The sequence below is a fragment of the Janthinobacterium sp. C22 genome, assembly GCF_057919405.1.
Map to the genome: position 1 here is coordinate 1,299,960 of NZ_CP193659.1, position 20,379 is coordinate 1,320,338.

The 20,379-nt window shown below is 62.5% G+C and carries 16 protein-coding genes and 3 pseudogenes; 13 read left to right on the top strand and 6 right to left on the bottom strand.

Translation table 11 applies throughout. The features are described from left to right. The 4 genes and pseudogenes from gloA to ACRHIG_RS05965 all read right to left on the bottom strand — a co-directional run bounded on the left by gloA (position 1) and on the right by ACRHIG_RS05965 (position 2,671). Positions 1–408 carry a lactoylglutathione lyase gene (gloA, locus tag ACRHIG_RS05950; RefSeq protein WP_070290874.1) on the bottom strand — a complete coding sequence of 136 codons (408 nt, stop codon included), beginning with the start codon at positions 406–408 and terminating at the stop codon, positions 1–3. A gap of 125 nt (positions 409–533) precedes the next feature. Then, complete coding sequence (locus ACRHIG_RS05955) at positions 534–956, bottom strand: OsmC family protein (protein ID WP_035828320.1); 423 nt, start codon at positions 954–956, stop codon at positions 534–536. 100 nt (positions 957–1,056) lie between these two features. Continuing rightward, a pseudogene (locus tag ACRHIG_RS05960) lies at positions 1,057–2,366 on the bottom strand (PQQ-dependent sugar dehydrogenase). 38 nt (positions 2,367–2,404) lie between these two features. Further along, positions 2,405–2,671 carry a hypothetical protein gene (locus ACRHIG_RS05965; protein ID WP_489629644.1) on the bottom strand — a complete coding sequence of 89 codons (267 nt, stop codon included), beginning with the start codon at positions 2,669–2,671 and terminating at the stop codon, positions 2,405–2,407. A 262-nt stretch (positions 2,672–2,933) separates the two neighbouring features. Between ACRHIG_RS05965 and ACRHIG_RS05970 the strand changes: the two genes are divergently transcribed. The 7 genes from ACRHIG_RS05970 to can all read left to right on the top strand — a co-directional run bounded on the left by ACRHIG_RS05970 (position 2,934) and on the right by can (position 11,853). Beyond that, positions 2,934–3,905 carry an NAD kinase gene (locus ACRHIG_RS05970; protein WP_230539113.1) on the top strand — a complete coding sequence of 324 codons (972 nt, stop codon included), beginning with the start codon at positions 2,934–2,936 and terminating at the stop codon, positions 3,903–3,905. Positions 3,906–3,952: 47 nt separating this feature from the next. Then, the gene (recN, locus tag ACRHIG_RS05975) at positions 3,953–5,620 is read left to right on the top strand and encodes a DNA repair protein RecN (protein ID WP_489629645.1); all 1,668 of its coding nucleotides are present in this window, start codon (positions 3,953–3,955) and stop codon (positions 5,618–5,620) included. A gap of 106 nt (positions 5,621–5,726) precedes the next feature. Next, positions 5,727–6,836: a ferrochelatase gene (gene hemH, locus ACRHIG_RS05980; RefSeq protein ID WP_489629646.1), complete on the top strand. Its 1,110-nt coding sequence runs from the start codon at positions 5,727–5,729 to the stop codon at positions 6,834–6,836. 342 nt (positions 6,837–7,178) lie between these two features. Continuing rightward, positions 7,179–7,715 (top strand): nucleotide exchange factor GrpE, encoded by a 537-nt coding sequence (grpE, locus tag ACRHIG_RS05985; protein WP_152250733.1) that lies wholly within the window; start codon positions 7,179–7,181, stop codon positions 7,713–7,715. 90 nt (positions 7,716–7,805) lie between these two features. Beyond that, a complete protein-coding gene (gene dnaK, locus ACRHIG_RS05990) occupies positions 7,806–9,749 on the top strand; it encodes a molecular chaperone DnaK (protein WP_070290878.1) in 1,944 nt (647 codons plus the stop codon). Positions 9,750–9,912: 163 nt separating this feature from the next. Then, positions 9,913–11,055 carry a molecular chaperone DnaJ gene (gene dnaJ, locus ACRHIG_RS05995; RefSeq protein ID WP_489629647.1) on the top strand — a complete coding sequence of 381 codons (1,143 nt, stop codon included), beginning with the start codon at positions 9,913–9,915 and terminating at the stop codon, positions 11,053–11,055. A gap of 126 nt (positions 11,056–11,181) precedes the next feature. Next, positions 11,182–11,853 (top strand): carbonate dehydratase, encoded by a 672-nt coding sequence (can, locus tag ACRHIG_RS06000; RefSeq protein ID WP_489629648.1) that lies wholly within the window; start codon positions 11,182–11,184, stop codon positions 11,851–11,853. A gap of 18 nt (positions 11,854–11,871) precedes the next feature. Here can and ACRHIG_RS06005 read toward each other — a convergent pair whose 3' ends face one another. After that, positions 11,872–12,357 (bottom strand): tetratricopeptide repeat protein, encoded by a 486-nt coding sequence (locus tag ACRHIG_RS06005; protein WP_489629649.1) that lies wholly within the window; start codon positions 12,355–12,357, stop codon positions 11,872–11,874. Between the two features lie 211 nt (positions 12,358–12,568). Between ACRHIG_RS06005 and ACRHIG_RS06010 the strand changes: the two are divergent. The 4 genes and pseudogenes from ACRHIG_RS06010 (at position 12,569) to ACRHIG_RS06025 (ending at position 16,212) form a co-directional block, all read left to right on the top strand. Next, positions 12,569–13,452, top strand: a pseudogene (locus tag ACRHIG_RS06010) (TauD/TfdA dioxygenase family protein). Positions 13,453–13,482: 30 nt separating this feature from the next. Continuing rightward, the gene (locus tag ACRHIG_RS06015) at positions 13,483–14,496 is read left to right on the top strand and encodes an ABC transporter substrate-binding protein (protein WP_489629650.1); all 1,014 of its coding nucleotides are present in this window, start codon (positions 13,483–13,485) and stop codon (positions 14,494–14,496) included. A gap of 1 nt (position 14,497) precedes the next feature. Next, positions 14,498–15,343 (top strand): ABC transporter ATP-binding protein, encoded by an 846-nt coding sequence (locus ACRHIG_RS06020; protein ID WP_489629651.1) that lies wholly within the window; start codon positions 14,498–14,500, stop codon positions 15,341–15,343. Next, positions 15,340–16,212 (top strand): ABC transporter permease, encoded by an 873-nt coding sequence (locus tag ACRHIG_RS06025; protein WP_489629652.1) that lies wholly within the window; start codon positions 15,340–15,342, stop codon positions 16,210–16,212. Before ACRHIG_RS06020 ends, ACRHIG_RS06025 begins: the two co-directional genes overlap by 4 nt. Before the next feature lie 14 nt (positions 16,213–16,226). Here ACRHIG_RS06025 and ACRHIG_RS06030 read toward each other — a convergent pair whose 3' ends face one another. Further along, a complete protein-coding gene (locus ACRHIG_RS06030) occupies positions 16,227–17,120 on the bottom strand; it encodes an HTH-type transcriptional regulator ArgP (RefSeq protein ID WP_475417523.1) in 894 nt (297 codons plus the stop codon). A 177-nt stretch (positions 17,121–17,297) separates the two neighbouring features. Here ACRHIG_RS06030 and ACRHIG_RS06035 point away from each other — a divergent pair. Both ACRHIG_RS06035 and ACRHIG_RS06040 read left to right on the top strand, forming a co-directional pair. Next, positions 17,298–19,687: pseudogene (locus ACRHIG_RS06035) on the top strand (penicillin-binding protein 1A). Positions 19,688–19,691: 4 nt separating this feature from the next. Then, positions 19,692–20,315: a trimeric intracellular cation channel family protein gene (locus ACRHIG_RS06040; protein WP_071075300.1), complete on the top strand. Its 624-nt coding sequence runs from the start codon at positions 19,692–19,694 to the stop codon at positions 20,313–20,315. The last annotated feature ends 64 nt before the right edge of the window (positions 20,316–20,379 follow it).

Below are 20,379 nucleotides of genomic sequence, written 5' to 3' on the forward strand. Positions count from 1 at the left end.
TTACAGGCCGCCGCCCTGGCCGTCGAACTTGCGTTCGATCAATTCGATCTTGTAGCCGTCCGGATCGGTGATGAAGGCGATGACCGTGTTGCCGCCTTTCACGGGACCCGGTTCGCGCGTGACGTTGCCGCCATTCGCGCGTGCCGCGTCGCAGGCGGCGACGATGTCGTCGGCCGAGATGGCGATGTGGCCGTACGCCGTGCCCAGCTCGTAGCTGGTGGTGCCATAGTTATACGTCAGCTCCAGTTCCGCATGGTCCGGGTTCGCGCCATAGCCGACGAAGGCCAGGGTGTACTGATATTCAGGATTGTCGCTGGTGCGCAGCAGCTTCATGCCCAGGACGTTCGTGTAAAAATCGATGGAGCGCTGCAGGTCGCCGACCCGCAACATGGTGTGCAAAATACGCATCGTAAATCCTTGATATGAATAGGGGAATGGCAGGATTCTATGCGTTTTGCGGCTTTCTTGCCGAGACCGCCCCGGCTGCCCTGGTGGCAGGACAGACGCGGACGGTGAGGTTAGTGCCTCCGGATTTACTCCAGATGAGCGTCCAGCGTGATTTCCGTGGCCAGCAGCTTCGATACGGGGCAGCCGAGCTTGGCGCGCAGGGCCGCATCCTGGAACGCTTCGTCGGTGGCGCCGGGAATGGTGGCCACCAGGGTCAGGTGTACGGCCGTGATGGCATAGCTGCCATCGATCTTTTCCAGGCTGACATCGGCCGTGGTTTTCAGGGCGGTGGCGCGCAAGCCCGCCTCGCCCAGTTGGCCGGACAGGGCCATGGTGAAGCAGGCCGCGTGGGCAGCGCCGATCAGTTCTTCCGGATTGCTGCCGGGACCGTCTTCGAAGCGCGTATTGAAACCATAAGCCACATTGTCGAGCGCGCCGCTTTGGGTGGAAATAAACCCTTTGCCATCCTTAAGGCCGCCACTCCAGACGGCTGATCCTGTTTTTTTCATGATGTACTCCTTGCGTGGTTCGAGCATCCATCATGCGCGCCCCACCCTGGCGCTTCCGTTCGTTGCGCCACACAGGGGCGCATGCGCGGCGTCGATGCATTCACGGCGCCGGCGTGACGCGCCAGATGACATTGCCCACGTCGTCCGCCACCAGCAGCGCGCCCGCCTTGTCGACGGCCACGCCGACGGGGCGCCCATGCGCATGGCCAGCCTTGTCGAGGAAGCCGGCGACGACGTCCTGCGGAGGACCGCTGGGCACGCCATTGGCGAAGGGCACATAGATGACTTTATAGCCGCTGAAGGGCTTGCGGTTCCACGAGCCGTGCTGGCCGATGAAGGCGCCGCTCCGGTAGCGTTCGGGCAGCAGGGCGGCGTCATAAAACGCCAGTCCCAGCGAGGCCGTGTGCGCGCCCAGCGCGTAGTCGGGTGTAAGCGCCGTGGCGACCAGTTCGGGACGGGGCGGCGTGACCCGCGCATCGACGTGCTGGCCGAAATAACTGTAGGGCCAGCCATAAAGGCGCCGTCCTTGACGGACGTCATGTAGTCGGGCACCAGGTCGTTGCCCAGCTCGTCGCGCTCATTGACGGCCGTCCACAGCGCGCCCGTCCTGGGCTGCCAGGCCAGGCCCACGGGATTGCGCAAGCCCGTCGCATACACGCGGGCCTTGCCCGTGGCCCGCGTGAATTGCCAGATGGCGGCGCGGCCATCTTCGGCCGCCATGCCGTTTTCGCCCACGTTGCTGTTCGAGCCGACGGCAACATAGAGAAATTTGCCGTCGGGACTGGCGACGACGTTCTTGGTCCAGTGGTGATTGATGGGGCCGCCCGGTAAATCCAGCACCTTGATGCCCGGCGCCGTGATCGCCGTTTGCCCGGTGATGTAGGGAAAGCGCATCAAGGCGTCGGCATTGGCGATGTATAGCTCGTTGCTGACCAGGGCCATGCCGAATGGCGAATTAAGTCCCTGCAGGAACACGCTGCGCGTCTGCGCCACGCCATTCGCATCGACGCCGCGCAGCAGGGTGATGCGGTTGGCGCTGGGCGTGGCCGCACCCGCCTTTTTCATCTGCATCTGCATGATGGCGCCCTTGATGCCCTTGCCATCTTCCGGTTTCGGCGGGGCGTTCGTTTCCGCCACGAGTACGTCGCCATTCGGCAAGACGTACAGCCAGCGCGGATGGTCGAGGTCGCGCGCATATGCCTGGATGGCCAGGCCCGCCGCGACAGCGGGGCGCTGCCCGGCCGTCCAGCGCTGCACGGGCGCCACGTTCACGGTGGGAATCAGCTGCTTGTCCGGCGCAGGCAGCACGGGCTGCGGGCCGAAGCCCACGGGCATGGCGGGCGCCTGGGCATGGGCGAGATTGGCGCCGCAGACAGCGGCCAGCAGGAAGGAACGGACGTAACGGTGCATGGCGTACTCCGAAAACAATCGCAGCGTGAGAGTTGGAGTCAGCGCGCCTTCTTTGGTTCCAGTTGCGCGTCGGGACGGGCTTGCTGCGGCGCGGCGGGCTTGACCTTTTCCACGCCCGGTTGCGCGTGGCGGTCCGTGTCGACCAGGCCTTGTTCCAGGTCGCTGGCCGCCTGTTGCATGATCTTGCGCGGACGCACGTTCTGCGCGTCGGGCGATTCGTCGCGCTCATGCGGCAGGCGGTCGACGCCGTCATTTTTCACCTTTTCATCGGTATTGATCTTGCGTTCGCTATGCTGGCTAACCATATGGCCTCCTGACAGAAAAATTGACGTGAAATCAGTTTCCTGCCGCACCAGGGCGCATGCAAGCGGATTTGTCCATGCAGGGAGCGCTGGCGCACGCATGGACGATTCTTTTTCTGCGCTACACTGCGTGCAACACCAGGAACGCCCCTTGCGGGCACACGACAGCCGCACTATACTGTGCATATATACAGTATCATGCGATGCCGGCGTGCGACGCGACAGCCAGGGGCGGTTTGCCACCGAATTCACTACCGAGATTTTTATGCCCGTCGATAACTACGCCGACCAGCGAGCCGAACAGCCAGCCGCGACCTTGCCAGCCCCGGGCGAGCGCTTCAACCTGGGCGCCAAGACCATCGCCCTGGTCGTGCGCCAGAATACGGATGGCATTGCCGAGCCCGTGAAAAGCATCGTCGATTTCCTGCAAGTGCTGGGTCACACGGTGGTCTTCGAGGCGGAGACGGCCGCGCACCTGAACCTGGCGTTTCCCGGCGTGCGCGCCATGTCGGCGGCCGAGATCGGCGCCGCCGCCGATTGCGCCATCGTCATGGGCGGCGACGGCACCATGCTCGGCATTGCGCGCCAGCTGGCGCCATTCGACGTCCCTTTGATCGGTATCAATCAGGGGCGTCTGGGCTTCATGACGGATATCCCGCTCGAGCGTATGCTGCCCGTGCTGGCGCAAATTTTGGGCGGCCGCTTCAAGGCCGAACGCCGCACCTTGCTCGAAGGCAGCGTGCTGCGCGATGGCGTATCGATCCACGTGGGCATGGCCGTCAACGACGTCGTCGTCTCGCGCGGCGGCGGCGCCGGCATGGCCGAATTGCGCGTCGAGGTCGACGGTCACTTCATGTACAACCAGCGTTCGGATGGCTTGATCATTTCCACGCCCACGGGCTCGACCGCGTATTCGCTGTCGGCCGGCGGCCCGCTGCTGCATCCGACCCTGGGCGGCATCGTGCTCGTGCCGATCGCCCCGCATGCGCTGTCGAACCGCCCCATCGTCTTGCCCGATTCCAGTCAGATCGTCGTGGAAATCGTGCGCGGGCGCGATATCAGCGTCAATTTCGACATGCAGACCTTTGCCAGCCTGGTGCAGCAAGACCGCATCCTGATCCGCCGATCACCCCATACGATTACCTTCCTGCATCCGGAAGGGTGGAGCTACTACAACACCCTGCGTGAAAAACTGCACTGGAATGAGTACCCGTCGGGCGAGGGCAAGCTCAGCTAATAGTTTCTCCACCTCAACCCGCGGTGCGCCGCCTAACCACAGAAGCCATGCTCCATACACTGTCCATCCGCGATTTTGTCATTGTCGATACCATTGAACTGGAATTTTCCGCCGGCTTCAGCGTGCTGACGGGCGAGACGGGCGCCGGCAAGTCCATCCTCATCGATGCGCTGACCTTGGCGCTGGGCGGGCGCGGCGACGCCAGCGTGGTGCGCGAAGGCGCGGCCAAGGCCGACATCACGGCCGATTTCTCCGTCAGCGAGGTGGCGCAGGCCTGGCTGGTGGCCAATGAATTCGCCAACGACGATGGCGGCGCCCTGCTGCGCCGCGTGATCGACAATGCGGGCCGCTCGAAGGCGTATATCAACGGCATCCCCGCCACGGCCGCGCAGCTGCGCGAACTGGGCGACATGCTGGTCGACATCCACGGCCAGCACGCGCACCAGTCCTTGCTGAAAAGCGAGGCGCAGCGCGCCTTGCTCGACGGCCAGGCGACGGCGCGCGAAGCGGGCGCGGAGCAGGATGCGCGGCAAGTGGCGGCGTTGCACAAGCGCTGGCGCGCCCTCGTGCGCCAGCGCGAGGAATTCGAAACGAATGCCGCCAACGTGCTGTACGAGCGCGAACGCCTGGAATGGCAAGTGGGCGAACTGGAAAAGCTGGCCGCCAAGCCCGGCGAATGGACGGAGATCACGAACGAGCACAGCCGCCTGTCGCACGCGGCCAGCCTGCTCGAAGGGGCGCAGGAAGCCCTGGCGATCATTTCCGAACAGGAAGATCATCCGATCGTGTCGCAACTGTCGGCCCTGAACCAGAAGCTGGGCAAGCTGGTGTCCGTCGATGCGGAATTGCAGCCGATCGTCGACCTGATCGAATCGTCGCGCATCCAGCTGCAGGAATCCGTGTATGCGTTGAACAATTACCTGGACCGGGTGGAGCTGGACCCGGAGCGCCTGCACCAGCTCGATGCCCGCATGGAAGCCATGCACAGCACGGCCCGCAAATTCCGCGTCACGCCCGAAGAGTTGCCTGAGGAACATTCTAAACTGTCGGAAAAGCTGCAGCAACTGGCCGACGCTTCCGATATCGAAGGTTTGCTGCGCCAGGAAGCGAAGATCGAGGCCGAGTACCGCGCCGTCGCCGAGCGCCTGTCCGCCACGCGCCGCGCCGCCGCCCTGGAACTGGGGCAAGCCGTCACGCGCGCCATGCAGGAACTGAGCATGACGGGCGGCAGCTTTGAAATCGCGCTGCACCCGTGCGATCCGGCCGCCCACGGCCTCGAGCAAGTCGAGTTCCTCGTCGCCGGCCATGCGGGCACGGCGCCACGTTCGCTGGCCAAGGTGGCCTCCGGCGGCGAACTGGCGCGTATCGCGCTGGCCATTTCCGTCATCACCTCGCACGCCACCACCACGCCGACCCTGATCTTCGACGAGGTCGACAGCGGCATCGGCGGCGCCGTCGCGGAAGTCGTGGGGCGCTTGCTGAAACGCCTGGGGCAGGGACGGCAAGTGCTGTGCGTGACCCACTTGCCGCAGGTGGCCAGCCAGGCGAATCAGCATTTCCAGGTGGCTAAAAGCACCCTGGACAATGGCAAGACGGCGTCGCGCATCGACATGCTCGACGCCAAGGCCCGCGTGGAAGAAGTGGCGCGCATGCTGGGCGGCCTGGAAATCACGGCCACCACGCGCAAGCATGCGCGCGAATTGCTCGCGATTTGACCTGGGACGTGACAGGCATGCTGCCATCGTCTGGCAGTACTCCCGATGTTGACGCAATGTAACTATAATGGTCGGTTAATCCATCCAACGCCTTCGAAGAGCCTTCATGTCATTTCAAACAGAACCGCCGTACACGCATGGCAGCATCGACCGCAGCGCCGTGGTGCTGGTCAACCTGGGCACGCCCGATGCGCCGACCTCGTCGGCCGTGCGGCGCTACTTGAAGCAATTCCTGTCGGACCCGCGCGTGGTGGAGATACCCCGCATCGTCTGGTGGTTCATCCTGAACCTGATCATCCTGCCGTTCCGCTCGGGCCAATCGGCCAAGAAATACGCGTCGATCTGGACGCGCGAGGGCTCGCCCCTGAAAGTGCATACGCAAAAGCAGGCGAAACTGCTGGCAGGCGCCCTGGCCGAGCGTGGCCATGACGGTGTGACCGTGGCCATGGCCATGCGCTACGGTTCGCCTTCCTTGCCCGAGGTGCTGGCCCGGCTGAAAAGTGAAGGCTGCGAGCGCATCGCCATCCTGCCGGCCTATCCGCAATACTCGGGCACGACGACGGGGTCCATCTACGACGCCGTATTCGCCCATTACGCCACGGTGCGCAATGTGCCGGAATTGCGTTTTATCAAGCAATATCACGAGCACGACACGTACATCGACGCCTTGCGCGATTCCGTGCTGAACCACTGGGAAGCGCATGGCCGTCCGGAAAAGCTGGTGATGAGTTTTCATGGCGTGCCCAAGCGTACTTTGCTGCTCGGTGATCCTTACCACTGCCAATGCCTGAAAACGGCGCGTCTGCTGGCGGAAAAGTTGAAGTTAACTAAAGAGCAATACGTGGTGACCTTCCAGTCGCGCTTCGGCAAGGCCGAATGGCTGCAGCCGTACACGGCACCGACCCTGGTGGTGCTGGCGCAGCAGGGCGTCAAGCGCGTCGACCTGCTGTGTCCGGGCTTTACCAGCGACTGCCTGGAAACGCTGGAAGAGATCGCCATGGAAGCGAAGCATGATTTCGAGACGGCCGGCGGCCAGCAATTTCACTATATCGCTTGCCTGAACGAAACGCCGGCCTGGATCGCGGGCATGGCGGAAATTGCGGAACAACATATGATCGGCTGGCCGACGATGAAGACGGCGCCGCAGCGCGACGCGGACAAGAGGGCGGGCGAGCAGGCGCGCGCGGCGGCCTTGGCACTGGGCGCGACGAATTAAAGATAATTGATTTTTTTATAATCAAAAGCCGCGCTTGCGCGGCTTTGTCATGTGTGGTGCGACAAAAGTACTATCCAGATAGCAACGCCGCCAGTGGCGATGGCTGTGGCGGGACTGGTAGAATGCCCGCTTTGCCGGGGAAGCCTGGAAAATCAAGGGGGCGCGCACGGATCGCTGGCCGAAATGGGAAGCGCTTTGTAATAAGCTGTAACATGGATCGATGCAATTCTGGTTTTGCATGCATACCCCTTGAAACAATAGGATATAGCCCCATCTGCCCGTTAGTGTTGTAAAGATAGTTAGACTAACTCATTTAAGTCATTGATTGTAGGAGCTTTCTAGATGCAAGATCAGGAAAACCAAGCTGTACCTAATCCGCAAGCGGACGCCGCGGCGACTGCCCCATCGACTCCCGCAGAGCCTACTTTGGAAGAGCAGCTGGCGAGTACCGAAGCGCGTCTTGCAGAGATGCACGATGCCTTCATGCGCGCCAAGGCCGATGGCGAAAATATTCGCCGCCGTGCGCAGGAAGATGTTGCTAAAGCGCATAAATTCGCAGTGGAAAGCTTTGCCGAAGCCATGGTGCCGGTGAAAGACAGTCTGGAAACGGCGCTGACGGTGGAAGCACCGACCATCGACTCGCTGAAAGAAGGCGTCGAGATGACCCTGAAGCAATTGAACGCAGCGTTCGAGCGCAACCGCCTGGTGGAAGTCTTGCCAGTGCAGGGCGAAAAGCTCGATCCGATGAAACACCAGGCCGTTGCCGTGGTGCCAGCGGAGCAGGAAGCCAATACCATTGTATCCGTCCTGCAAAAGGGCTATATGATTGCGGACCGCCTGCTGCGTCCAGCCATTGTCACGACCGCGCAAGCAAAATAATCAGAGGGCGGCATCAAGCAAGCCTTGAAACCATGCCGCTTTGCCACATATAAGAACCATCTGAAATCTAGCAAATAAAAGGAAAAAATCATGGGTAGAATTATCGGTATCGATCTGGGAACCACGAATTCCTGCGTTTCCATCATGGAAAACGGTCAACCAAAGGTAATCGAAAACGCTGAAGGCGCACGCACGACGCCGTCGATTATTGCTTATCAAGAAGATGGCGAAATTCTCGTCGGCGCGCCAGCGAAACGCCAGGCCGTGACCAATCCGAAAAACACGCTGTACGCAGTCAAGCGTCTGATCGGTCGCAAGTTCGACGAAAAAGAAGTCCAAAAAGACATCGCGCTGATGCCGTACCAAATCATGAAAGCCGACAACGGCGATGCATGGATCGGCGTACGCGACAAAAAACTGGCACCGCCGCAAATTTCGGCTGAAGTCCTGCGCAAGATGAAGAAAACGGCAGAAGACTACCTCGGTGAAGAAGTCACCGAAGCCGTCATCACCGTGCCTGCGTACTTCAACGACTCGCAGCGTCAAGCCACCAAGGATGCCGGCCGTATCGCTGGCCTGGACGTCAAGCGCATCATCAACGAGCCAACCGCGGCAGCGCTGGCGTTCGGCCTGGACAAGACCGAAAAAGGCGACCGTAAAATCGCCGTGTATGACCTGGGTGGCGGTACGTTCGACGTGTCGATCATCGAAATCGCGGATGTTGATGGCGAGAAACAATTCGAAGTGCTGTCGACCAACGGCGACACCTTCCTGGGCGGCGAAGACTTCGACCAGCGCGTCATCGATTACATCATCGACGAGTTCAAGAAGATCAACGGCATCGACCTGAAAAAAGATCCGATCGCCCTGCAGCGCATCAAGGCTTCGGCCGAGCGCGCGAAGATCGAATTGTCGTCGTCGCAGCAAACCGAGATCAACGAGCCGTACATCGCCATGGCGAACGGCGCACCGGTCCACTTGAACCTGAAGATGACCCGCGCCAAGCTGGAATCGCTGGTGGAAGAGCTGATCACGGCCACGATGGAACCATGCCGCACCGCCATCAAAGATGCTGGCGTGAAAGTGTCGGACATCGATGACATCATCCTGGTCGGCGGTATGACGCGTATGCCGAAGGTGCAGGAAAAAGTGAAGGAATTCTTCGGCAAGGATCCACGCAAGGACGTGAACCCGGACGAAGCCGTCGCCGTGGGCGCAGCGATCCAGGGTTCGGTCCTGTCGGGCGAACGCAAGGACTTGCTGTTGCTGGACGTCACCCCTCTGTCCCTGGGTATCGAAACCCTGGGCGGCGTGATGACCAAGATGATTCACAAAAATACGACGATTCCGACCAAGTTCAGCCAAGTGTTCTCGACGGCCGACGACAACCAGCCTGCGGTGACCATCAAGGTCTTCCAGGGTGAGCGCGAAATCGCCGCCGGCAACAAGGGTCTGGGCGAGTTCAATCTGGAAGGCATCCCGCCAGCATCGCGCGGCACGCCGCAGATCGAAGTGACCTTCGACATCGACGCCAACGGCATTTTGCATGTCGGCGCGAAAGACAAGGCCACCGGCAAGGAAAACAAGATCACGATCAAGGCCAATTCCGGCTTGACCGAGGCTGAAATCCAGAAGATGGTGAAAGACGCCGAGCTGAACGCGGAAGAAGACAAGAAGGTCAAAGAATTGGCCGAGTCGCGCAACCAGGCCGATGCTCTGGTACACTCGACCCGGAAATCCTTGACCGAATACGGCGACAAGCTGGACGCGGGCGAGAAAGAGAAGATCGAAGCGGCGATCACCGACCTGGAAGCAAGCATCAAGGCGGGCGACAAGGCTGAGATCGACGCCAAGGTGGAAGCACTGTCGAGCGCATCGCAGAAACTGGGCGAAAAAATGTATGCCGACATGCAAGCGCAGCAAGCTGCCGGCGGCGCGGAAGGTGCACAGCAAGCTGCTGGCGCATCGGACGCAGGCGCCAAGCAGGACGACGTTGTCGACGCTGACTTCAAGGAAGTCAAAGACAGCAAGTAATTGTCTTGCGCTCCCATGAACTGGGGGCAGCCGGGCTGAACGCTACATCGCGGGATTAGCCGCGAAGACCGGCCGAGCCGAGTCGCTGCGCCTAGCGCAGCACTCGACTCGGCTTTTTCGTGTAATTTTTACATCAGTAGATAGACTGCAAGGTGCCGACAACATGGCAAAGCGTGATTTTTACGAGACACTCGGTGTCGCAAAAAATGCTTCGGAAGAAGAGATCAAGAAGTCTTACCGTAAACTGGCGATGAAATACCATCCGGACCGCAATCCGGATAGCAAGGAATCGGAAGAAAAGTTTAAGGAAGTCAAAGAAGCCTACGAGATGCTGACCAATCCGGAAAAGCGCGAAGCGTATGACCGTTATGGTCACGCCGGCGTGGACCCGAACATGGGCGGCGGTGGCGGCTTCGGCGGCGGTGCGGGCGGCTTTGCCGACAGCTTCGGCGATATCTTCGGCGACATCTTTGGCGGTGGCGGTGGACGCAGCCGCAATGCGGGGCCACAGGTGTACCGTGGCGCCGACTTGCGCTACAACCTGGAAATTACACTGGAGCAAGCTGCTCACGGCTTCGACACGACTATTCGCGTGCCGAGCTGGGACAAGTGCGACACTTGCCATGGCAGCGGCGCCAAGCCGGGTACGTCGCCGACCACTTGCGGTACCTGCGGCGGTCACGGCCAGGTGCGCATGCAGCAGGGCTTCTTCAGCATCCAGCAAACCTGCCCGAAATGCCATGGCAGCGGCAAGGTCATCACCGACCCCTGCACGCCATGCGGCGGCGCCGGTCGCATCAAGCGCAACAAGACGCTGGAAGTCAAGATTCCAGTCGGTATCGACAACGGCATGCGTATCCGTTCGTCCGGCAACGGCGAACCGGGCACGAATGGCGGCCCGTCGGGCGACCTGTATGTGGAAATCCACATCAAGCCGCACGCCGTGTTCCAGCGCGAAGGCGACGACCTGCATTGCGAAATGCCGATCTCGTTCACCAAGGCGGCTTTGGGCGGCGAAATCGAAGTGCCTACCCTGAACGGCAAGGTGTCGTTCACGATCCCGGAAGGCACCCAGTCGGGCAAGACCTTCCGCCTGAAAGGCAAGGGCATCAAGGGCGTGCGTTCCGGTTACGCGGGCGACCTGTTCTGCCACGTGGCCATCGAAACGCCCGTCAAACTGACGGAAAAACAGAAAGACCTGCTGCGCGACTTTGAAAAGTCGACGACCGAGGGCGGTGCCAAGCACAGTCCGCAAAGCAAGACCTGGAAAGACAAGGTCAAGGATTTTTTGAGTAAGCACACGTAATACCATGCGCCGGGATGCTGAAACATCCCGGCGTTTTTTTCATCACGACTGAAAAATGTGCGCGCATCGCCGGCCTATGGGCGCGATCTGCGGCCAATTCAGTCGTACGCACACAATGGGAGCGATATGACCGAACAGAAAAATGGCCCGGCCCTGGCGGAACTGCTGCAGCGTAACCGCCGCTGGGCCGACTCGATGGTGGCGAAGGACCCGAACTTCTTCAAGAACCTGGAAGCGCAAACCTCGCCCGAATACCTGTGGATCGGCTGTTCCGACAGCCGTGTGCCCGCCAACGAATTGCTGGGCATGGCGCCTGGCGATGTGTTTGTGCACCGTAATATTGCCAACGTGGTCGTGCATTCCGACCTCAATTGCCTGTCCGTCCTGCAATTTGCCGTGGACGTGCTGAAAGTCAAACATGTCATCATCGTCGGCCATTACGGCTGCAAGGGCGTGCATGCGGCCATGACGGGCACGCGCATCGGCCTGGTCGACAACTGGCTGCGCCACGTGCAGGACGTGGGCCAGAAGCACGAGCGCTACCTGGGCGACGTGCTGACGAGCCGCCAGCGCGGCGATCGCCTGTGCGAACTGAACGTGGTCGAGCAGGTGTTGAACGTGTGCCAGACCACCGTCGTGCAAGATGCGTGGGAACGGGGCCAGGAACTCAGCGTCCACGGCTGGGTTTACGGCTTGAAGGATGGCTTGCTGAACGACCTCGAAGTGACGGTCGCTGCCGGCCACGAGCTGGCGCCACGCATGGCGACCCGCCTGGCCCGCTACGAAGCAACGGCGTAAGCCACGCCGGCACGGCGCTTACGGCGCGGTGCCTTCCAGGCGGTCCAGGTAGTCGGCCGCCTCCCGCACGCCTTCCTGTGCCGCCTGGCGCAGCCAGGTCTTGGCCTGGGGAAGATCCCGGGGCGTGCCGCGGCCTTCGGCCAGCGCCACGCCATAGTGGTAGCGCGCCAGCCGCGCATAGGCGGCGTCATCATTCGTATGGGCGCCGCGCCGCATCAGCGCCGTCGCCTGCGCCAGGTCCCTGGGGACGCCGATGCCCGTTTCATACAGCTGGGCCAGCCAAATCATCGAATACACATCGTTCCAGCGCCGGATGCAGTCTTCAAAGATGGCGACGGCTGCCGCATGGTCACCCGTCTTGTCGGCCGCATAGCCGTATAAACACTTGATGCGCTTGTCGCTGTGCACATAGGCTTTGTAGCTGAGATCGCCTTCATCCTGGCTATCCTGGGCGTGGATGGGAACAGCGAACAGAACGGCGAGCATCAGGGCGTAGGTGCGCATGGTTTTCCTGGTCGATGGTTGAAGATTGGCAGACAAGCAAGTTGCGTGCTAGCTCCCTTTCCGGGCAAAGCCGGTGCCGCTGTGCCATTGCGTGACAGCGTCTGTTGCAGCATGGCGCAACGCGGCGCGCATATCCATAGCAGAAATGCTTCGTTTGCAGGATCGATGCGCAGGCATACAGTGGACTTCCCCAGACTCTAGTCGAGTTCCCATGTCGGCCGTCCTGAAACCCGCGTTTTCTTCCAGCCAGTTCCGTATCGAAACGTTCGACGCGCCGCTCGGCGCGCAAGTGCTGGGGCTGGACCTGGCGCAGCCGTTGTCGCTGGGCGACTTCCAGCGCCTGCACCACGCCCACCTCGACCATCACGTGCTGGTGTTCCGCGACCAGCGCATCACGCCGCAGCAGCAAGTCGATTTCAGCCGCCGCTTCGGCCCCTGCAAATCCACGTGCTGCGCCAGTTCCAGCTGCCCACGCAGCCGGAGGTGCTGATCATCTCGAACATCGTCGAAGATGGTCAGCCCATCGGCCTGGGTGACGCGGGCCATTTCTGGCATTCCGACCTGTCGTACAAGGAAGTGCCCAGCCTCGGCTCCATGCTGCACGCGCAGGAATTGCCGGACGAGGGCGGCGATACCGTATTTGCCAACATGCACCTGGCGTGGGAAAGCTTGCCGGCCGCGCTGCGCCATGCCGTGCGCGGCGCCCGCGCCGAGCACAGCTACCTGAACCAGTATGAGGAGTTGCGCCGGCGCAACCCGTGGCGCCCCGCGCTGACGCAGGCGCAGATCGATGAAGTCAAACCCGTGACCCACCCCGTCGTGCGCGTGCACCCGGAAACGGGACGCCGTGCCCTGTTCGTCAGCGAACATTTCACCACGCGCATCGTCGGCTTGCCCGCCGATGAAAGCCGCGCCCTGCTCGACGAACTGTTCGCCCACAGCGTGCGCCCCGAGCATTTATATGTGCACCGCTGGCAGCCGCACGACCTGGTGTTCTGGGACAACCGCTCGCTGATGCATCTGGCGACGGGGTGTCCGCCCGAGCAGCGCCGCAAACTCTACCGCACGACCATCGAAGGCGATGCGCCGTACTGATTTTTGACCGTAGTTGACCAAGGAGTGTCCATGTTGCCGATCTTGACCTTTTCCCGCCGCCTGCTCGCCACCATTGTCGTGCTGTGCATGGCCATGCCCATGGCCCGGGCCGAAGGCCAGATCCGCATCGCGGGCCAGCATGGCATCACCTTCTTGCTGCTCAATATTGCGCAGGAACAAAAACTGATTGAAAAGCATGGCAAGCAGCAGGGCGTCGACGTGAAAGTCGAGTGGATCACCCTGTCCGGCGGCCCCGCCATCAATGACGCTTTGTTGTCGGGCAATATCGATATCGCGGGGGCCGGGTTGGGGCCGCTGCTGACGATCTGGGACCGCACCAAAGGACGGCAGAACGTGCGCGGCGTGGCCTCGCTCGGTAATTTTCCCTACTATTTGATCAGCAACAATCCGAAGGTGAAAACCCTGGCGGACTTGACGGACAAGGACCGCATCGCCTTGCCCGCCGTCTCCGTGTCCGTCCAGGCGAGGATATTGCAGATGGCCGTGGCGAAGCAGTGGGGCGACAAGGAATTTGCGCGCCTCGACAGGATCACGCAAACCCTGCCGCACCCGGACGCGGCGGCCGCCATCATCGCCGGCGGCACAGAGTTGACAGGTCACTTTGGCAATTCGCCGTTCCAGGAACAGGAGCTGGCGCAGAATCCGAACGCCCACATCATCCTGAACTCGTACGACGTGCAAGGCGGGCCCAGCTCGTCGACCCTGCTGTATGCGACGGAAAAGTACCGCAAGGACAATCCGAAGACGTACCGCGCCTTCATCGCCGCCCTGGCCGAAGCGGCGCAGTACGCGAGCAGCAATCCGCAGGGCGCGGCCGACATCTATATCAAGGTGAACAAGAGCAAGGTGGAGCGCAATCTGCTGCTGAAAATCTTTGCCAACCCGCAAGTGCAATTCAAGATCGCGCCGCAAAATACCTATGGCCTGGCGCAATTCCTGCACCGCGTGAGTGCCATCCGCAACCTGCCCGACAGCTGGCGCGATTACTTCTTTGACGACCCTGCCATCACGCAAGGAGGCTGACATGAACGCGCCCGCTTTTCACTTGGTACGTCCTCCGGTTGCGCTGGAGCCCTTGCTCAGCGTCAAACATGTCAGCCTGGAATACCGCACGGAACAGCGCACCGTGCGCGCCACGCACGACGTCAGTTTCGACGTGTTCCGCGGCGACCGTTTCGTGCTGCTGGGGCCGTCGGGCTGCGGCAAGTCGTCCATGCTGAAAGCCGTGGCCGGCTTCATCGCGCCGCGCGCGGGCAGCATCGCCATGCAGGGCGTTCCTATCAGCAAGCCGGGGCCGGACCGTGTCGTCGTGTTCCAGGAATTCGACCAGTTGCCGCCGTGGAAGACCGTGCTGGAAAACGTCATGTTCCCCTTGCTGGCCAGCAAGCGGCTGGACAAGCTGGCGTCCCGCGAGCGCGCCCATCACTGGATCGCCAAGGTGGGCCTGGCGGGCTTTGAAGATGCCCATCCGCATACCTTGTCGGGCGGCATGAAGCAGCGGGTGGCCATCGCCCGCGCCCTGGCCATGCAGCCGGAAGTGCTGTTGATGGACGAGCCGTTTGCCGCCCTCGATGCCTTGACGCGGCGCAAGATGCAGGAAGAGCTGAGCCGCCTGTGGGAGGAGCTGCGCTTTACCCTCGTCTTCGTCACGCATTCGATCGAGGAAGCGCTGGTCGTGGGCAACCGCATCCTGCTGCTGTCGCCCCATCCGGGCCGGGTGCGCGCCGAACTCAACAGTCATCAGTTCGGCTTGCACAGCGCGGGCAGTGCGGAATTCCAGGCGGCCAGCAGCCGCATCCACGGCTTGCTGTTCGATGAGGAAGTGGTTCCCGTTCAGCAAGCAGGGCCTGTCCAACGGGAGGCCGTATGAACGTGCTGCTGGAGCCGCCCATCCGCCAGGAATTCGTCTATGCGGCGCCGCCGCCGGCCGGCGTCACCGTCGAGCAGCCACTGTCGCGCTGGCAGCGCTGGAGCCAGCACGCGCTGTGGCGCAAGGCATTCATTTTGCTCAGCCTGGCCCTGCTGTGGGAAGGGGCGGCGCGCTGGACGCAGAACGATTTATTGCTGCCCAGCTTTATTCAGACGGCGCAGGCGTTTATCGGCGGCATCGCCAGCGGTGAATTGCTCACGCGTACGGCCGCGTCCCTCGTCGTCTTGCTGCAGGGCTATGCGGTGGGCGTGCTGGCCGCCTTCGTGCTGACCTTGCTTGCAGTATCGAGCCGCATCGGGCGCGACGTGCTGGAAACCCTGACGGCCATGTTGAATCCCTTGCCGGCGATTGCCCTGCTGCCGCTGGCCCTGCTGTGGTTCGGCCTGGGACGCGCCAGTTTGATCTTCGTCATCGTCCATTCCGTGATGTGGCCGCTGGCCCTGAACACGTATGCGGGATTCCAGGGCGTGCCGGAAACCCTGCGCATGGCGGGCCGCAACTACGGCTTGAACGGCTTGCGCCTGGTGCTGCACATTCTCGTGCCGGGCGCCTTGCCGTCCATCGTTTCGGGCTTGAAGATAGGCTGGGCGTTCGCCTGGCGCACCCTGATCGCGGCCGAGCTGGTATTCGGCACCACGTCGGGGCAGGGCGGCCTGGGCTGGTACATCTTCCAGAACCGCAACGAACTGTACACGGACAAGGTGTTTGCCGGCCTGGCAGCCGTCATCGTCATCGGTTTAATCGTGGAAAACATCGGCTTTCGCACCCTGGAGCGCGTCACCTTGAAACGCTGGGGCATGCAGCGGTAGTGATCTCACCATAATTATTTCAAGATCTTGCGTGCCGCCGCGATGATGTGCCGCGACAGCTGCTCCATGCGCGGCGACTGCACCTTCCACGTGTGCCAGTACAGGGCCACGTCGGCCGGCGTCTTGGGTGTGAGCATTTCCACCAGCTCGCCATCCGTGTTCGCCTTCAGCAGCAACTCCGGCACCATGCCGTAGCCGAGGCCGTAGCGGATGGCGTTGAAGTGCGAGGTGGCGCCCGGCACGTAATGGCAGGGGTAGGCGCCTTCGGGCAAGCCCAGCGCCTCTTGCAGGAACGACGACTGCAGGGTGTCCTTGCGCGTGTAGGCGACCACGGGCGCCGTGCGCGCCGCCTTGCGCGTCAGCCCGTGCGCAAACCACTGCTGGCGGAACGCTTGTGTGGCCACCAGCCAGTAGCGCATCACGCCCAGCGGCTCGGCTGTGCAGCCGCGCATGGCTTTGGCTTCCGTGCTGATGCAGCCGATGGCCATGCCCGTCTCCAGCAAGGTGTAGGTGTGGTCCTGGTCTTCCACGGTCAGGTCCAGCAGCACGCGCTCGCGTATCAGTACTTCGGACAGGGCGGGAAAGAACCAGGTGCCCATCGAGTCCGCGTTCAGCGCCAGCACCAGGGTCAGCGGGGCATCCTGCTGCACCGCCAGTTCCGCCTGCAAGTCCGCTTCCAGCAGCTTGGCCCGCTTCAGATACTGCATCAGGCGCTGGCCCATGCGCGTGGCGCGCGCGGGACGGCTGCGCACGATCAGCGCATTGCCCAGCTGGCTTTCCAGCGCCCGCACGCGCTGCGAAATGGCCGGCGACGTCAGATGCAGCCGCAACGCGGCCTGCTCGAAACTGCCCGTTTCGACGACGGCGCGGAACGCTTCCGTGTGTTTGGGATTGAGATCCATGACCACTGCCTAACATAAGAAAAATTTATCAATACTAAATAATACTTACTTTTTATAAGGATGGATGTGTTGCAGTGCACAATGCCTCTTTGATGGAGCGCCGCGCGCGGCCTCCTGGCAGCAAGGGAATATCACCATGGAAGCACAAGCGAACGACCACACCCCCGCAAGCCGCAGTCTAAGCTGGCGCGCAAGCTGAAATTCGGCCTGGGATTGATCCTGGGCCTGGGCTTGTCCGCAGCCCTCGCGGGCGGCTGGTGGCTGCGCCAGGCATGGCGGGACTTGCCGGCCGTCGAGCACCTGGCCCAGTACAAGCCCGCGCTGCCGCTGCGCATTTTCTCCAGCGAAGGCGAGCTGCTGGCCGAGTACGGCGAAGAGCGCCGCGAGTTCCTGCCGTTGAAGGAGATCCCGCTGCGCATGCGCCAGGCCCTGCTGGCCATCGAGGATGCGCGCTTCTACGAGCATGGCGCCGTGGACTTTTACGGCTTGACGCGCGCCACCCTGGCCAACGTCGTCACGGGTCACCACGCGCAGGGCGCCAGCACCATCACCATGCAGGTGGCGCGCGACTTTTTCCTGTCGCGCGAAAAGACCGTGCAGCGGAAGCTGACGGAGATGCTCCTTGCCTACAAGCTGGAACAGCACTACGGCAAGGACAAGCTGCTGGAACTGTACATGAACCAGATTTACCTGGGCGAGCGCTCCTACGGCTTTTCCGCCGCCTCGAACATTTACTTTGACAAGCCGCTGGCCGAGGTCAGCATCGCCGAAGCGGCCATGCTGGCCGGCCTGCCGAAGGCGCCGTCGGCCTACAACCCCGTGGCCAATCCGCAGCGCGCCACCGTGCGCCAGCATTACATCCTGCAGCGCATGCGCGAACTCGGTTACATCACGCCGGCCGAATACGACGCCGCCGTGGCGGAAAAACTGGCCCTGAACAAGGACCGCAACAGCTCCGTGCACGCGGCCGCGTATGCGGTCGAGGAAGCGCGTCAGCTGATCCTGCAAAGCTACCCGGAAGGCGCCTACAGCATGGGCCTGGACGTGACGACCACCATCCGCATGGCACCGCAGCGCGTGGCCGACAAGTCGCTGCGCGATGGCTTGCTGAACGCGCAGGCGCGGCGCGGCTATCGCGGCCCGGAAGCGCGCCTGACCGCCTCCGCAGACAGCGTGGCGCGCCAGCTGGCCGCCTACCCCGACAGCGGCGAACTGCGCGCCGCGCTGGTGCGCAAGGTCGATACTGCCGGCAAGCGTCAGCTGACGGCGCAGCTGCGCAATGGCGACGAGATCGTGCTGACGGCATCGGATGCGCGCCTGGGCGGCAAGCTGCAGTGGGATGGCAAGCGCGCCATCGTCGAGGGCAGCGTCATCCGCGTGGTGCACGACGCGGCGAAAAACCGCTGGCTGGTGAGCCAGCTGCCCGAGATGGAAGGCGCGCTCATTTCCGTCGAGGCGCACAGCGGCGAAATCGTCGCCATGGCGGGCGGCTTCGATTTTTACCGCAACCACTACAACCACGCCATGCAGGCCTACCGCCAGCCCGGTTCCAGTTTCAAGCCTTTCGTGTATTCGGCGGCGCTGGAAAAGGGCTATTTTCCCGGCACGGCCGTGGACGATACGCAGCGCTTGCTGCTGCCGCGGGAGACGGGCGCGCAGCCGTGGCGCCCGCGCAATTACGGCAACAACTATGAAGGCTTCATCAGCGTGCGGCGCGGCCTGGTGCGCTCGAAAAACCTGGTGGCCGTCAGCCTGATGCAGGCGGCCGGCCCCGGCTACGTGCAGCACTACGCCACGCGCTTCGGCTTCGAGGGCGCGCGCAACCCCGTCTCCCTGCCGCTGGCGCTGGGCGCGGGCGCCGTCACGCCGCTGCAGCTGGCGCAATCGTATGCCGTGTTTGCCAACGGCGGCGTGCAGATGCCGCCCAAGCTGATCAAGGAAGTGCGCAGCCGCAGCGGCGCGGTGCTGTTTTCCGACGCGGCGCCGCGCGCCAAGGGCACGCCGGCACCGGGCACGCAGGTGATCTCCACGCGCAACGCCTACGTCATGGACAGCATGCTGCGCGACGTCGTCAAGAGCGGCACGGGACGCGGCGCGCTGGCGCTGGGACGCGGCGACGCGGCCGGCAAGACGGGCACCTCGAACAATGCGTACGACGCCTGGTTCGCCGGCTATTCCTCGGGGCTCGTGTCCGTCGTCTGGCTCGGCTACGACCAGCCCAAGAGCCTGGGCAACGCCACCGGGGGACGCTGGCGCTGCCCGTCTGGCGCGATTACATGCAGGTGGCCGTGCAGGGCCGCCGCGAACAGGTGCTGGCCGAACCGCCTGGCCTGGCCCTGCTCGATGGCGACTACGTGTATGCCGAATACCTGGCCGGCGACTGCCTGAAGGATAACTTCGCCTTTATCCACAGCAGCGTCGGCTGCGGCAGCGGCGCTGCCGATACGCGCATGGCGCACGGTGAAGCTGGCACTGGCGGCGATGGCGGCTCCGGCACGGGCACGAATGAAGCACGCACCCTGAGCGAAGCGCGCGAACGCGAACAAATTCTCAAATCATTTTCGGAAGAGTAAGACCATGCTGTTATATACGATCTACCTGGTGGCGATTGTCGCCGAAGCGATGTCCGGCGCCATCATGGGCATGCGGCGCGGCATGGACTTGTTCGGCATCTGCATGATCGGCACCGTCACGGCGCTGGGCGGCGGCACCGTGCGCGACGTGCTGCTGGGGCACTATCCGCTGGGCTGGATCGCGCATCCCGAGTACCTGCTGTTTACCATCGGCGCGGCCGTCGTCACCGCCTTTGTCGCGCGCTACCTGCACCATCTGCGCGCCATTTTCCTGCTGGTCGATGGCCTGGGCCTGGTGGCGTTTTGCGTGATCGGCTGCGACATCGCCATGTCGGCCAAGATGCACCCGGCCATCGTCGTGCTGGCGGGGATGATCACGGGCGTCTTCGGCGGCCTGCTGCGCGATATCCTGTGCAACCAGATTCCCCTGGTGCTGCAGCGCGAAGTGTATGCCACCGTGGCCCTGTTCACGGGCGCCCTGTATGTCGGCCTGCTGCACTTCAAGGTCGACAGCTCGGTGGCGCAGCTGGCGTCCATCGGCGCGGGCTTTTTGTTCCGTTTCCTGGCGTTGCATTTCGAGTGGCGCCTGCCGAATTTCAACGGCGACCGCATACGGGGTTTTGAGTAAGGTGGCAGCCGCGTGAATATTTTTGCGCGTCTTTAACCCTTTTTCTGGGCTGCTGCGTTTCATG